Annotated in this window: 14 protein-coding genes; 9 read left to right on the forward strand and 5 right to left on the reverse strand. The window is 69.8% G+C overall.

All coding sequences use genetic code 11. From position 1 onward, the window contains the following. The first annotated feature begins 57 nt into the window (after positions 1-57). The 3 genes from IEY88_RS08695 to IEY88_RS08705 are packed head-to-tail and all read left to right on the forward strand — an operon-like array spanning position 58 to position 3,184. On the forward strand, positions 58-615 hold the full coding sequence (locus tag IEY88_RS08695; RefSeq protein WP_189154086.1) for a hypothetical protein: 558 nt from the start codon (positions 58-60) through the stop codon (positions 613-615). Beyond that, entirely contained in the window at positions 602-1,816 is a 1,215-nt protein-coding gene (locus IEY88_RS08700) for an MAB_1171c family putative transporter (RefSeq protein ID WP_189154087.1), read from the forward strand. Before IEY88_RS08695 ends, IEY88_RS08700 begins: the two co-directional genes overlap by 14 nt. Beyond that, the gene (locus IEY88_RS08705) at positions 1,817-3,184 is read left to right on the forward strand and encodes an NAD(P)/FAD-dependent oxidoreductase (RefSeq protein ID WP_189154088.1); all 1,368 of its coding nucleotides are present in this window, start codon (positions 1,817-1,819) and stop codon (positions 3,182-3,184) included. On the opposite strand, the gene IEY88_RS08710 is transcribed toward IEY88_RS08705, so the two are convergent. Beyond that, positions 3,174-3,674 (reverse strand): VOC family protein, encoded by a 501-nt coding sequence (locus IEY88_RS08710; RefSeq protein WP_189154089.1) that lies wholly within the window; start codon positions 3,672-3,674, stop codon positions 3,174-3,176. The genes IEY88_RS08705 and IEY88_RS08710 overlap by 11 nt on opposite strands. Before the next feature lie 82 nt (positions 3,675-3,756). Here IEY88_RS08710 and IEY88_RS08715 point away from each other — a divergent pair, with 82 nt between their 5' ends. After that, positions 3,757-4,710: a helix-turn-helix transcriptional regulator gene (locus tag IEY88_RS08715; RefSeq protein WP_189154090.1), complete on the forward strand. Its 954-nt coding sequence runs from the start codon at positions 3,757-3,759 to the stop codon at positions 4,708-4,710. Here IEY88_RS08715 and IEY88_RS08720 read toward each other — a convergent pair. Further along, positions 4,691-4,942 carry a hypothetical protein gene (locus IEY88_RS08720; RefSeq protein WP_189154091.1) on the reverse strand — a complete coding sequence of 84 codons (252 nt, stop codon included), beginning with the start codon at positions 4,940-4,942 and terminating at the stop codon, positions 4,691-4,693. The genes IEY88_RS08715 and IEY88_RS08720 overlap by 20 nt on opposite strands. Before the next feature lie 66 nt (positions 4,943-5,008). Next, positions 5,009-5,488: a DUF4262 domain-containing protein gene (locus IEY88_RS08725; protein ID WP_189154092.1), complete on the reverse strand. Its 480-nt coding sequence runs from the start codon at positions 5,486-5,488 to the stop codon at positions 5,009-5,011. Between the two features lie 140 nt (positions 5,489-5,628). Here IEY88_RS08725 and IEY88_RS08730 point away from each other — a divergent pair, with 140 nt between their 5' ends. The 5 genes from IEY88_RS08730 (at position 5,629) to IEY88_RS08750 (ending at position 11,350) form a co-directional block, all read left to right on the forward strand. After that, positions 5,629-5,844, forward strand: a complete 216-nt coding sequence (locus IEY88_RS08730; protein ID WP_189154093.1) for a hypothetical protein — start codon at positions 5,629-5,631, stop codon at positions 5,842-5,844. After that, positions 5,845-8,874 carry a TIR domain-containing protein gene (locus tag IEY88_RS08735; RefSeq protein ID WP_189154094.1) on the forward strand — a complete coding sequence of 1,010 codons (3,030 nt, stop codon included), beginning with the start codon at positions 5,845-5,847 and terminating at the stop codon, positions 8,872-8,874. A 119-nt stretch (positions 8,875-8,993) separates the two neighbouring features. Beyond that, the gene (locus tag IEY88_RS08740; RefSeq protein ID WP_189154095.1) at positions 8,994-9,464 is read left to right on the forward strand and encodes an RNA polymerase sigma factor; all 471 of its coding nucleotides are present in this window, start codon (positions 8,994-8,996) and stop codon (positions 9,462-9,464) included. Then, positions 9,457-10,485 carry an NsdA family TPR-like regulatory protein gene (locus tag IEY88_RS08745; protein ID WP_189154096.1) on the forward strand — a complete coding sequence of 343 codons (1,029 nt, stop codon included), beginning with the start codon at positions 9,457-9,459 and terminating at the stop codon, positions 10,483-10,485. The genes IEY88_RS08740 and IEY88_RS08745 overlap by 8 nt, the downstream gene beginning before the upstream one ends. Positions 10,486-10,546: 61 nt before the next feature. Beyond that, the gene (locus IEY88_RS08750; RefSeq protein ID WP_189154097.1) at positions 10,547-11,350 is read left to right on the forward strand and encodes an SAM-dependent methyltransferase; all 804 of its coding nucleotides are present in this window, start codon (positions 10,547-10,549) and stop codon (positions 11,348-11,350) included. On the opposite strand, the gene IEY88_RS44100 is transcribed toward IEY88_RS08750, so the two are convergent. Next, positions 11,347-12,417, reverse strand: a complete 1,071-nt coding sequence (locus tag IEY88_RS44100; RefSeq protein WP_229693193.1) for an RICIN domain-containing protein — start codon at positions 12,415-12,417, stop codon at positions 11,347-11,349. The genes IEY88_RS08750 and IEY88_RS44100 overlap by 4 nt on opposite strands. After that, entirely contained in the window at positions 12,303-12,959 is a 657-nt protein-coding gene (locus IEY88_RS08760) for a hypothetical protein (protein ID WP_189154580.1), read from the reverse strand. Before IEY88_RS08760 ends, IEY88_RS44100 begins: the two co-directional genes overlap by 115 nt. Between the last annotated feature and the right edge of the window lie 143 nt (positions 12,960-13,102).

Here is a 13,102-nt window from a genome sequence, read left to right on the forward strand (position 1 = left end):
GCCCGCGTGAGGATCTCGGCCTGGACCGCTGCAGACGACATCGAGAGGAGGCGACGGGTGAACCGCAGGAAACTGCGCAAGCTGGTCGACGAGGTCGCCCGGGACCTCGGCCTGCCGCCCGACGCCACGCACCAGGAAGCCAGCCGCAGGGTCTGCGAGCTGATGAGCGAACGACTGGGGCGTGCCGTCGACGTCCGCTTCGCCGCCATCACGAACGCGGTCTGCCTGAGCGGTGCGACCGCGTTGCTGGAGAACGGCACGTACCTCGTCATCTGTGCGGACTCCCCGTCCTGGTACCACCGCCTGCACGTGCTGCTGCACGAGTTCGCGCACGTGTTGCTCGAGCATCAGCCCGTCGCGCTCACACGGGACGAGGGCATGCGCCGGCTCGCACCGCACCTGCTGCCGCGGATGGCGAAGATCATCGCCGGGCGGACGACGCTGACCGAGGACGAGGAGCGCGAGGCCGAGAACCTCGCCGACCACCTGCTGGAAAGGCTGACGGAGCACCGGGTGTGGGCCGACACGGCCGCCACCGAGGAGCCCGCGCACGTGCGGCGGGTGGCCGAGTCGCTCGAAGGAAGATCTCGCTGGGTGCGTCGTGGCGATCTTTAACCTGATCTACCTCTCGTGCGGCATCGTCGGCCTGTTCCTCCTCGCGTACAAGATCCGCTCGCTGCGGTCGAGCTGGGGCAGTCCGCGTGTGGTGGCGTTGATCTCCACCGTGTTCTTCTCGGCGTTCGCCCTGCTCTGCGCCGCGCCCGCGAACATCGGCTGGATCAACCGGACGAGCGGCGTGCCGAACTTCGCCGCCCTGATCGTGTACAGCCTGGTGGTCTGCTTCGCCGGTTCGGCGTTCGCGCTGGTGCTGTACTGGCGGTACCCGGCGGCCCAGGCGTGGCAACGGGTCCGGCTGATCGTCGTCAGCTACAGCACGATCGTCGCCGCGATGATCGTGCTGTTCTTCAAGTCCGAGGTCGGCGAGGAACGCCAGGTCGACTTCGACACGTTCTACGCCACTCAGCCGACGATCGCGGTGTTCCTGTTCATCTACCTGGTCGCGACCATGGTCGGCTGCGGCGGTCAGGCCTACCACTGCTGGCAGGGCTCGCGGGACGAGGCGATCTCCGCACGGCCGTGGCTCCGTCTCGGGCTGCGCTGGTACTGCGCGGCGGCGTTGTTCCCCATGATGTTCGCGGTCATCAAGCTGTTCGTGCTGCTGATGGACTGGGCCGGTGAGCGCAGCTTCGACGTGCTGAGCACGACCGCTCCGCTGATGGCGTCGCTGTCGATGATCCCGCTGGTGATCGCGATGGCGCTGCCGGTCTTCGGGCCACGCCGCCCGTCGCCCGCGCTGTGGGTGCGGCGCTGGCGCACGTACTTCGCGCTGCGGCCGTTGCACCGCGCGCTGGTGCACGTGAACCCTGGCATCGTGCTCGTGGCGCCGGGCAAGTTCCTCAACCCGCACCACCGCGTGCGCCGGCAGATCATCGAGCTGAACGACTGGCGCTGGGCTTTGACGCCGTACTTCGACCTGACCGTCGGCGAGGCCGCGACGTCCCTCGCGCGCAAGGCCTCGCTGCCCACCGACGAACTGGCCGCCGTCGTGGAGGCCGCCCAGCTGCGTGCCGCGGGCTCGTCCGACGGCCGTTCGCGGGCACCCCAGCGCCGTCCCGCCTCCGTGATCGTGGACGGCACCGACCTCGCCGCCGAGCACGACCGGTGGGTCCGGATCTCGCGTGCGTACCAGCACTCGCCGATAGTCGACGCCGCCGTCGCCGACGCACGCGTGGAAGCAGCAAGGGGAATGGAATAGATGGCACCCACACACGCCGTGGTCCTGGGCGGTGGACTCGCGGGCATGCTCGCGGCGTCCGTCCTCGTCAAGCACGTCGACGAGGTCACCGTGGTGGAGCGCGACAAGCTGCCGGACGGCCCGTCGCCGCGGTCCGGCGTGCCCCAGGCCCGGCACGCGCACCTGCTGATGTCCGGTGGCGCACGGGCGATCGAGACGGTGCTGCCCGGCACGCTCGACGCGCTGGTCGCCGCCGGGGCACACCGGGTCGGGGTACCGAACGACCTGGTATCGCTGAGCGCCCAGGGGTGGGTGCCGCGGTTCCCCGAGATGCAGTTCATCGTCTCGTCCAGCCGCTCGCTGCTGGACTGGGTGGTGCGCGGCCAGGCGTTGCGGGACAACAAGATCTCGGTGCTGACCGGGACCGAGCCGGTCTCGTTGCTCGGCGACCGGAACGCGGTGACCGGGGTGCTGGTCGAGGACCGGATCTCTCGCGCGCAGGTCACGCTGGAGGCCGACCTGGTCGTGGACGCGACCGGGCGCGGCTCACGGCTGCCGGCCTGGCTGGTCGAGTTCGGGCTTCCCGAGGTGGCGTCCGAGAGCGTCGACTCCGGACTCGCCTACGCCACCAGGATCTTCCAGGCGCCTCCGACGGCGGCGTCCGGTTTCCCGATCGTCAACGTGCAGGCGAACCCGCGTGATCCGTTCCCCGGTTGCACGGCGACGCTGCTGCCCATCGAGGACGGCAAGTGGCTCGTCACGCTGTCCGGGACGCGCGGGGGCGAGCCGACGACCGACGAGTCGGAGTTCGTCGCGTTCGCCCGGTCGGTGCGCAACCCGGTCGTCGGCGAGCTGATCGCCTCGGCCGAGCCGCTGTCGCCGGTGTACGGCTCGCACAGCACCGCGAACCGGCGGATGTTCTTCGAGCGCTTGAAGTCGTGGCCTCGCGGGCTGCTGGCGCTGGGCGACTCGGTGGCCACGTACAACCCCGTCTACGGGCACGGGATGTCGATCGCGGCGCAGAGTGCCCTGGCGCTGGACGCCGGTCTTTCGGCTGGGCACTCCGCGCAGCAGATCCAGCGCGGCATCGGCAAGGTCGTCGACGGAGCGTGGGCGATGGCCACCAACCAGGACATCCTCTATCCGGGGGCGGTCGGGAAGCCGTTGCCGTTGGCCGGTCGGGTGTTGCAACGCTATGTGGACCGGTTGGTGCGCACGGCGACCACGGAGGCCGCGGTGACGCGGGCCTTTCTGGATGCGTTCACGTTGTCGGCGCCGATGGCGAACCTGCTCAGCCCCAAGATGATCTGGGCGACCCTGCGCGGGCCTCGGTCATCGTCGCCGGAGCCCACGTTGACGGCGGACGAACGGGATCGGGTCACGGGCTGACGTCGCTTGGGACTGATGACGTCCGCGGGGTGAGGTCCGCGCTCTGCACGTAGGCCATGGCCTCGACGAACACCGGGTCCGTCATCCTGGCGTCCAGTTCTGCTCCGGTGGGCTGCGCGACCCTCTGGTGAATCCACCAGAGGTTGCCGAACGGGTCGGCGAACCGGCTGACCCGATCACCCCAGAACAGCTCGGTGGGCTCGGTGATGATCCTGCTGCCCAGCTTCGTGGCCCGCTGGAGCACGGTCGCGTCGTCGGCGACGTAGAGGCGCAGGAACGCGGGTGTGGTCGGCCAGTTCGGCACGTCGAACAGCATCACGACCGAGTCGCCGATGCGGACCTCGGCGTGGCCGATCTCCGGTGCCTCGCCGACGCGTCCCAGTTCGGTGGCGTCGAACACCTCGGTGATGAAGTCGATCAGCTCGGCCGTCCGGCCTCGGCTGATCAGCCACGGCGTCACGGTGTGGTAGCCCTCGGGCACGACGTTCATTCGGTCTCCCCTTTGCTCGTCGGAGCGACCGTATGACCCATGTAGGACTAGATCGGTCCTAGTTCTGGGTTAGCTTTGCGGCATGAGTGATGCGGCTCGGTTGTTGCGCCTGCTGTCGTTGCTGCAGACACCGCGCGAGTGGCCCGGCAGCGAACTCGCGGCACGGCTGGAGGTCACGCCACGGACCGTGCGGCGCGACGTCGACCGGCTGCGCGACCTCGGCTATCCCGTCGAGGCCTCGATGGGGGCGCTCGGCGGCTACCGGCTCGTCGCGGGCACGGCGATGCCTCCGCTGCTGCTCGACGACGACGAGGCCGTCGCCATCGCGGTCGGCCTGCGCACCGCCGCCCGCCAACCGGTGGCGGGCATCGCCGAGGCGTCGCTGCGCGCTCTGGCGAAGCTGCAGCAGGTGCTGCCACCCCGGCTGGCCCGCCGGGTCGCGTCGCTCACGTCGGCCACCGCACCCGGCGCGGCCTCGTACGCCTCGCTGGTCGACCCCGGACAGCTGACCGTGATCGCCGGCGCGATTGGTTCTCGCGAGCGGGTGCGGTTCGGGTATGTGGCCAACGAGAACGTCGTGTCGAAACGGCACGTGGAGCCCATTCAGTTGGTAGCGCTCGGCCGGCGCTGGTACCTCCTCGCTTTCGACGTGGAACGGGACGACTGGCGGATCTTCCGGCTGGATCGGGTGTCGGACGCGCTGGCCACCGGGGCCCGCTTCGCGCCCCGCGTGCCGCCCGGCGGGGACGCCACGGAGTTCGTGACGCGGAAGATGTACGACTCGGCGCCGACCTTCCGGGCACGGGTGACGCTGCGGTTGCCGGTGGAGCTCGCACGGGCGCGGCTGGCGGACTTCGCCGGGGATCTGGTTGCGGTCGATGACGGGTCTTGTTCTTGGCACAGCGTTGAGGACACCGTGGATTACCTGGCGTTTCGGCTGACGTTGCTGGGGTGTGACTTCGTGGTGCACGGGCCTGGCGAGTTGGTGGAGCACCTGCGGGGGGTGGGTGAGCGGATCAGGCGAGCGGTCGGGTGAGCCACCGGCCAGTGGCGGGGGCGGACGACGGGTGGCACCGGGCGAGCGGCGGGCACGGGACCAGGCTGCTGGAGGCATCGGTGGCGGTGCGGTGGCCGGTAAGCGCGCGGCACCCGGCAGCCGACGGCGTCGGTGACGACGCGATGCTCAGCGAGCAGGCGGCACCGAGCACCGACGACGTCAGCGACAACGCGATGCCCAGTGAGCACTCAGCACCGGCTCGACCCGTCACCGAGATCCCGACCTCAAAGCGCGGGGACTCCCCGGCACGCCAGCCCAGCCAGTTCGCCCCGCCGGCTCACCCGCCCGGCGGCCCCGCTCTCACCCCCAGCACCGGCTGCCCTCCCACCACCCCCTCGTAGGACCGGTCCCAAGGCCAGCCCCCGGCCTCGTCGGCGTGCACGAGCTGCAGCGCCTCGATGCCCTCGCCGTACAGCCGTGCGGACACCAGCAGGTGGGCCCAGGGGCGGGCCACGCGGACGACCTCCAGCAGTGGGCCGCCGGGCACGGTGAAGCGGTGGCCGGGGGTGGGCAGGCCGCTGTGGACCAGGTGTTCGGCCATGTCGTCGAGCAGGCGGCCCGCTTCCAGGACTGCCATGCCCGTCACCACGAGTTCCGGGAGGCCTCGTGGGGTCAGGCCGACGGTGTAGGCCCAGGGCGGGTGGGCCCTGTCCCGTTCGATCGCCTGCACGGCCCAGCCTCGGATGTCGATGCAGCGGCGCAGGGTGGCCAGGTGTTCCTGCATGCGGTCGGCGGGGTGGTCGCAGTCCCAGCACATGGTGGTCTCCTCGGATCGGTGGTGGATCCAGTGTGCCGAGGAGCACCGACAAGATCGTTTGAGCAGTTCGTTGACAGAAAGTGGACAAACGATCTGTGGGCCGTCTGGATCGTTAATCTGCGACGCACGGAGGATCGTGCATGCGCCCACGAAGGCTTCTCATCGCGTCGGCCACGGCACTGCCCGCGGCCGCGGGCAGTGCCGTGGCCGACGCGAAACGCCTGTCCGCGCTGGAGGTTCGTCACGGCGAGCTCGCCGCGGACCGGCAGAACCGGCCAGGACCGGAAGTCGCCTGGCAGAACGGAGCGACCAGAGAACAGTCCACAAAGGACGGGCTCCGGAGCTGCGGGGACTGAATGCACTTCGAACCCGGCACCCCACTCGCGGACGCGGTCAAGGCCGCCAGGTCCGCCGCGCTGCGCGGCAACGTCCTGGGCGTCGACCTCGCCTACGGGAGGGCCGCGAAGATCAGTCCGGCCGTCGCCCACGACCACTGCGCGACCCTGCTCGAACTGGGCGCCATCGCCAGGGCCGCGCGCCGGTGCGACGAGTACCTGATGGCCGGCAACGACACCCCGCTGAGGATCCTGCGGGCCCAGATCCGCAGTGCCGCAACGGATCACACCACGGCCGAGCAGGACGTGCGCGAGCTGCGGAAGCTTACCCTCACCGAACTGGAACAGGCTCGGCTCGCCAGGGTCGCCGCGCTCGCCGCCGCCGACCGGTACGACTACCCCACCGCGGAAAGCGAGCTCGACGCCGCCGAACGCCACTTCCGCCGTGCTGGCCGGCCCGAGAACCTCGAGCACATCGGCAGGGACCGGCTCCTGCTGGACGTGCGCAGGGGCACTCGCGTCTCGCGGCTGCGCAACCGCACTCCCCGCACGCCGGCCGAGATCCTGCAGCACGCCGCCGCACTCCGCCGCGAGGTCCGGTACGAGGAAGCGCTGGCGTTGATGACGAGGTGCGTCACCAGCTACCAGATCGAACCCTCGCTGAGGTTCGCCGTGCTGTACGAGCTGACGGTGCTGCTCGTGATGACCCGGCAGGCGGGCACGGCGCGCAGGCTCTTCCCGCTGCTGGCCGCCACGGCCGGTCCGGAGGTGATCTCGCAGCTCCCGGACGCGACCAGGACGCTCCGGCCCGAACGCAGGCTCAGCCACGTGCGCCGCCTGATCGCCGAGGACGAGCTGATCAAGGCGGAAGGCATGCTGGGCGAGGGGAACTCGCCGCTGTGGCACCTGACCGCCGCCGAGCTCGCCTACGCGCAGGGCCGGCTCGAACAGGCCGCGGGGCACTTCGAGATCGCGAGCAGGGCGGGTCACACCGAACTCACCGCGCTGGCCCTGCGCAAGCTCGGCGACACGTTCGCAGACGCGGGCCACGAGGACCTCGCCGCCCGGCACTGGGCCGAGTCGCACCGCGTCGAGGAGAGCATCGCGGACCACCGGGACAGCCCCAGCGTCAAGCTGCGGATGCTGCGCACGGCCCCCGACGTGCGGGACGGCCGGGTGCGCGCGGCGGCCAGGCGAGCCCGGCGTGACGGCGGCAAAGCGCTGGCGGGGCTGGTGGTCGCCGTCGAGGCGGCCCGGAGAACGCCTCGCGACCTCCCGGGCTTCGCCGACCTCGCGGCGGCCAGGCGCTGGCTCGCCGGGACGACGAGGCACCTGCCGCGCGACCAGGTCGTGTGGATGACGCACGCGACACCGGACCAGCTCCACCACGTGATCATCGGCCGTGGGATCACGCACGTGACGACCTCGGTCCACATCGGTGACCTCACCGACACCATCCGCCGGTTGAGAGCGTGGAAACCCAAGTACGACAGGGCTGTTCTCGGCGCGTTGCTCACCGAGCTGGCCAGTCTGATCGGACTGGCGGACGTCGTCGCGGCCTTGCCGTCCAAGGCTCGCAGGATCGTCGTGGTGGCGGACGACGTGTTCGCGGACGTCCCGCTGGCAGGCCTGCCCGTGCCCGGCACGACCGTGTTCCTCGGCACGACCTACGCGCTCTCCACCCTGCCGGACCTGTCGACGTTGCGACCCCTGCAACGCAGCTCCCGCAAGCAGAGGGGCGACGAGGCGACGGTCTGCACGACAGCCTCCGAGCTGCGGCGAACTCTCGGCGAACGCCGCGTCCAACACATCCGCCTCGACGCCCAGAGCGCACACGACCGCATGAACCCCAAACGGTCGTGGCTGCAGTTCAGCGACGAGCAGGTGTCCGCGGAAGCGTTGGGAAAGATGGACTTCAGCGCGTGCGGCACGGTCGTGCTCGGCGCCTGCGAGACCGGCATCGTCCGCGCGGCCAGGACGGCGGGGGCGGGAGCGGTCCTCGCCGCCCGCTGGCAGGCCGACGGAGAGGCCGCGCGGAAGGTGCTCGACGCGTTCGGCCGCCACCTGGCCGCCCTCCCCCGGGATCGCGCTCTGCAACACGCGTTGCGAGAAGTCGCCGACCGGCACCCAGCTGACTGGGCGTGCTGGTCCCTGCACGGCGACGCGGGCCATCAGACCTCAGCGGGCCCGCTGCGCAGAAGACTGAGGAAGAACGGAGACCCCGTGCCGCTCGAGACCCGCCCCAAGGTGTTCCTGTCGTTCGCCGGAAAGGACCGCGCACACGCCGAGCAACTCCGTGCCGAGCTGGAGTCCCGCAACGTCAACGCGTACCTGGACGAGAACGAGAGCGCGCCCGGTGACAACGTCGCCACCGCCATCGACGAGGCCCTGGCCACCTCCGACTACTACGTCCTGCTGTGGTCGGCGAACACACCTCGGCGCGAGCTCGCCGCGGCGGAGTGGACGGCGGCGTTCAACTTCGAGATGACACGCCGGCGAGCCTTCCTGTTCATCGTGCGGCTGGACGAGGAACCGCTGCCGCCCCTTCTGGCCCCGCGCAAGCACATCGACTACGTGGACGCCGCTGACCGCTTGGTCGCGATCTGGCGCTCGGACCGCAAGTCGGAGCTTCCCGTGTTCCCGCAACCGGTCCCGCCGACGCCGGACGGCCCGACCGTCGCGATCTCGGTGCGCAGCCACGACCTCGGCACCACGCACGTGGTGATGACCCCGCTGCACCTCACCGGCACCTCGCTGTACCGGGCGGTGTTCGACGCGCTGCAGCTGCCGACCGAGCAGGTCACGTTCGACGGCACGATCGGCATGCGGTTCACCTACGAGCTGTACCAGCAGAACGAACCGATCCCCGCCGACGAGTCCACTGTGGAGCTTGCGTCGGACGTGGTGGACATCGCCGTGCGCGTCGAGTCGTACGGCGGGCGCTCACACCACACCAAGGAGCTCCACCAGGACGAGGAACTCGACGAGGGCTTGGACGTCGACCAACAACGCATGCTGCTGGTCGCCGCGTTCCGCCACCTGCTCCCCTAGGGCCTCCGAACGGGTGAATTCCCTCCTCTCTGTCAGCCTTGGCTGGTTTCAGCGCCTGTAACCGGTGAAGGTCGCTTTCGGGCGGTTAACGACACGAGCGGAAGCTGAAGGGAAGGCCGTTGAGCGCACCGGATCTGGGCTTCGCGGAGTTCTTCCGCAAGTGCCTGCCCGTGGTCACCAAGACGCTCACGGCTTTGAGCTGCGACAACCGCGTGGTCGAGGACATCGCGCAGGACGCGTTGCTGATCGCGCAGCACCGCTGGAGCGACATACACGCGTACGACAAACCCGAGGCGTGGGTGCTCAAGGTCGCGATACGGCTGATGCGACGGCGCCAGCAGCACGACCACGAAACACCGCTGGCCGAGGTGCCGGAGGTCGTGCAGCCGGTTTTCGAGACGGAGGCACTGCACGCCGCGGTGCGCGAACTCTCCCCCAGGCACCGCGAGACCGTGGCGTTGCACCACCTGCTCGGCTACTCGGTCAGCGAGATCGCCGGCGTGCTGATGGTCGGCGAGTCGACCGTGCGCACGCACCTCACCCGCGGCCGCGCCGAGCTGCGGCGGATCCTCGGAGGCAGTGATGAGTGAGCTGCTGGACCGGTTCGAGCTCGACGAGGCAGTCGAGCGCCAGTACCGCCTGGGCGAGGCCGCGGAACGGGCCGGGCGGCTGCGCGAGGCGGCCGTGCACTTCCGGGTCGCCGCCGACCAACGCCTCGGCGACGGTGCCGTGCGGCTGGCACGCGTGCTGTTCGTGCTCGGCGAGGAAGCCGAAGCGGTGCGGTGGTGCGAGGCCGCCGTGGCGGACGGGTTCCCCGAGGCCGAGGAGCTGATCAGGGAGAACTCCCAGGCACGTCAACGGTTCTTGGAGCACGCGGCCCGGATCATGGTGGGCGCGCCGACGTTCGACTGGGTGCCGTCCGGAGTGCCGTCCCGTCGTGTCTCCGCCGAGGTGATCGCGACGCGCACACGGGCGTTGCGCGCGCTGGACCAGCGGTACGGCGGAATCGCCTGCCACACCGCGGTTCTGGAGCACCTGGCCGAGGTCGAACCGATGATCGTCGTCGACGGTTCCACGTGGACCGCCGTCGCCGAGGTCTGCGAACTGGCCGGCTGGACGGCGTTCGACAGCGGCCTGCCCGGCACCGCGCTCCCGCACTTCGCCCACGCGCTGACGCTCGCGCGGCAGGCCGAGAACGAGTCGCTGATCGCGTCCGTCCTGACCCGCGCCGGTCGGATGTTCCTGCACCACAACGCACCTGACGACGCGCTGAAGGCGTTCCAGCTGGGGTTCGTGGCGGCGCACAACGCGTGGGCCGACCGATGCGCATTGGACGATCCCCCGCAGGCAATCGCAGCGTTGACTACAAAGATCGGCACATATGGCGAAGGCCGGGCACGCACTCTCGCGCTGACGGCGTTGGCCCGCAACCATCTCGCGCTGGGCGACGTCGCCGCGGCCACCGAGTTCGCCGAGAATGCCGTGGCGTCAGCGCGAAACCTCCGGTCGAGCCGCGCCGAGGACCAACTGCGCCGACTCTTCGGGGAGGCCCGCGCGGCAGGCGCATTCGTGCTGGCAGAGCAGGTTTCGGCTGGTTTCGCACGGTCGTGATGACGCTTTCACCCGATCCGGGCCGATACACGCGTGCGCGCATGCGAGTAGGTTCTGCGGCATGGCCGAGCCTTTCTCGTGGGTCCCCGCAGGAATCAACACGGACGTGCCCAGCGCGGCGCGCGTCTACGACTTCCTGCTGGGAGGTGGCCACAACTTCGCGTCGGACCGCATGGTCGGCGACAAGGTGCTGCAGATCCTGCGCGACGGCCGTGCGATCGCCGCGTCGAACCGTTCGTTCATGCGCCGTGCCGTCCTGCTGATGATGGAACAGGGCATCACGCAGTTCCTCGACCTCGGCTCGGGCATCCCCACGGTCGGCAACGTCCACGAGATCGTGCAGCAGGCGAACCCGGACGCACGGGTCGTGTACGTCGACTACGACGAGGTCGCCGTCTCACACAGCCAGCTCATCCTGGAGGGCAACGAGAACGCGGGCGTCGTGCAGGCGGACATGTGCCGCCCCGACGACGTCCTGTCCGACCCGGTCGTGAAGGACCTGATCGACTTCTCGAAGCCCGTCGGCCTGCTCATGGTCGCCGTGCTGCACTTCGTCTCGGACGAGAAGGGCCCGGCCGAGGTCGTCGCCCGTTATCGCGACGCCATGCCGCCCGGCAGCCTCCTCGCCCTCTCGCACCTCACCGCCGACTTCAAGCCGGACGAGATGGGCGCCGTCGTCGAGGCGATGAAGCACAGCCGCGACCCGATGTACTTCCGTTCGCTCGACCAGTTCGCCCCGATGTTCGCCGGGCTGGACGTGCTCCAGCCGGGCGTCGTCCCGGCGCCGAACTGGCACCCGGAACTCGGCCCGGCCGGAGAAGGTGGCCCGGAGGACGTCTACGTGGGGATCGGCCGCAAGGTCTAGCGGAACTTCCAGGCCTGGGCCGCGGAACCGTTGCAGCTCCACATGTTCAGGCGCGTGCCCGGAGTCGTCGACGCACCGGGGTTGTCCAGGCACAGCCCCGACTGCGGGTTCTGCACGGAACCGTCCGACCGCACGCGCCACTGCTGCGCGCCCGTGCCGTTGCACTGCCAGAGCTGGACCAACGTGCCGTTGGTGGTGCCGCCGTTGTCGACGTCGAGGCACTTGCCGGCGATGGCGATGGTGCCGTCGGCGACGACGCGCCACTTCTGCGCGTAGGTGTTGTTGCAGCCCCAGATCTGGACGGGGTTGCCGTTGGCGGTGCCGCCGTTGTTGTTGTCCAGGCAGAGGGTCGAGGCAGCCGCGAGTTCGACGGAACCGGCGCCGGACGGGTGGCGTTCGGCCGGGAGTGACGGCGTGTTGAGGTGGTAGAAGTCGACGGCCAGGTAGTTCGGGGTCTTGCGGGCTGCGGGCTCGCAGAAGCGCTGGGCCCTGTTCACGAACTTCGAGTTGTCCGTCGAGACGGTGCCCTGCATCGGGACGTCGCGGAAGTGGTTCATCACGAAGAGCGGGCGGAAGTTCGTCTCGGTGGCGGTGAGCGGCTTGTCGCCCCAGCGGGAGTAGCAGGACCAGTCGGAGGCGCCGGTGCCGGAACCCATCGACCAGTAGTTCTCCACGGTCCAGTCGCGCTGGTAGAGGACGCCGGAGTTCTCGCGGCCGTCGCGGCTGTGGTCGGTGAAGATGAGCAGGCGTTTGCCGGACGCCCTCATCTGGGACAGCGTCGGCCAGCCGTTCTCGCGGACGCCCTCGGCGCGGAAGAGCACGTCGTTGAGGCCCTGGACGCGGGCGAGCTCGTTGCGCAGGACGTCGGCGGAGACGTAGTCCTCCAGGAACACCGTGACGATCTCGGTGGGGCGTGACTTGAGGAAGTCGACGATGCGCTGGATGTCCACGTTCAGGGCCACCGGCCTGATGACGGCCGTGCAGCTGTTGTGGCACAGGATCGCGCCGTCGGGGGTCTGGTGGATGTCGAGCATGAAGCCGCGGACGCCGTCGTTGAGCTGCTGCACGATGCCGCGGGACTGGTTCGGGGCGATGTTGGCGAACATGAGCCGCCGTCGACGCCGTTCGCGTAGGCGTTGTGCGAGGTCAGGAACGTCATCTCGTCCAGCCGCGGGTCGGCGGGGGTCTGGACGCGGACCGGGGTGACCGGGGTGAGGAACCACGTGTCGTTACCGGTGCCGACGCGGACCTGGTCGGTGCCGGACGCGATCAGGTAGCGGTCGGCGCCGGGGTCCTTGAAGCGGTAGCGGTCCTGGTCGTCCAGCAGGCCGACCCACTGGGCCTCCGGACTGGAGCAGCTGACCATCTGGGCGGCGTCGCCGGAGCGGCCGAGGCACTGGCCGCCCTCGGACAGGATGCTGCCGTTCCAGGAGAACTGCTGGCGGTCCTCGTTGCCCTTGGGGCGGTGCTGCTGCACCGAGGAGCCGGAGACGGCCGCGTTCTGGCCGGTCACGGCACTTTGCAGGTAGTAGTTGCCGTTGGGGGCGGCGGCCGCGTCGACGGGGACGAGCAGCAGCGACAACAGCGCGAGCACAGGGATGATGCGCATGAGGTGAAGGCTCGACCATGAACGTGAACATGAAAAGACTTCACGTCGAAATCCGTCCAAACCGAGACATCTGTGGGCCGGGCCACAAAACCCGATGCAGCGGATCGAGCGGCGAGAGGGGTTTCCCGATCCGCAAACGACCA

This window comes from Lentzea pudingi (genome assembly GCF_014646255.1).
GTDB lineage: Bacteria > Actinomycetota > Actinomycetes > Mycobacteriales > Pseudonocardiaceae > Lentzea > Lentzea pudingi.

Coding starts and splice junctions, on each gene's coding strand:
- IEY88_RS08760 (WP_189154580.1), bottom strand. CDS start 12,959: ATGCGCATCATCCCTGTGCTCGCGCTGTTGTCGCTGCTGCTCGTCCCC.
- IEY88_RS08730 (WP_189154093.1), top strand. CDS start 5,629: ATGCGCCCACGAAGGCTTCTCATCGCGTCGGCCACGGCACTGCCCGCG.
- IEY88_RS08715 (WP_189154090.1), top strand. CDS start 3,757: ATGAGTGATGCGGCTCGGTTGTTGCGCCTGCTGTCGTTGCTGCAGACA.
- IEY88_RS08750 (WP_189154097.1), top strand. CDS start 10,547: ATGGCCGAGCCTTTCTCGTGGGTCCCCGCAGGAATCAACACGGACGTG.
- IEY88_RS08735 (WP_189154094.1), top strand. CDS start 5,845: ATGCACTTCGAACCCGGCACCCCACTCGCGGACGCGGTCAAGGCCGCC.
- IEY88_RS08705 (WP_189154088.1), top strand. CDS start 1,817: ATGGCACCCACACACGCCGTGGTCCTGGGCGGTGGACTCGCGGGCATG.
- IEY88_RS08710 (WP_189154089.1), bottom strand. CDS start 3,674: ATGAACGTCGTGCCCGAGGGCTACCACACCGTGACGCCGTGGCTGATC.
- IEY88_RS08745 (WP_189154096.1), top strand. CDS start 9,457: ATGAGTGAGCTGCTGGACCGGTTCGAGCTCGACGAGGCAGTCGAGCGC.
- IEY88_RS08725 (WP_189154092.1), bottom strand. CDS start 5,488: ATGTGCTGGGACTGCGACCACCCCGCCGACCGCATGCAGGAACACCTG.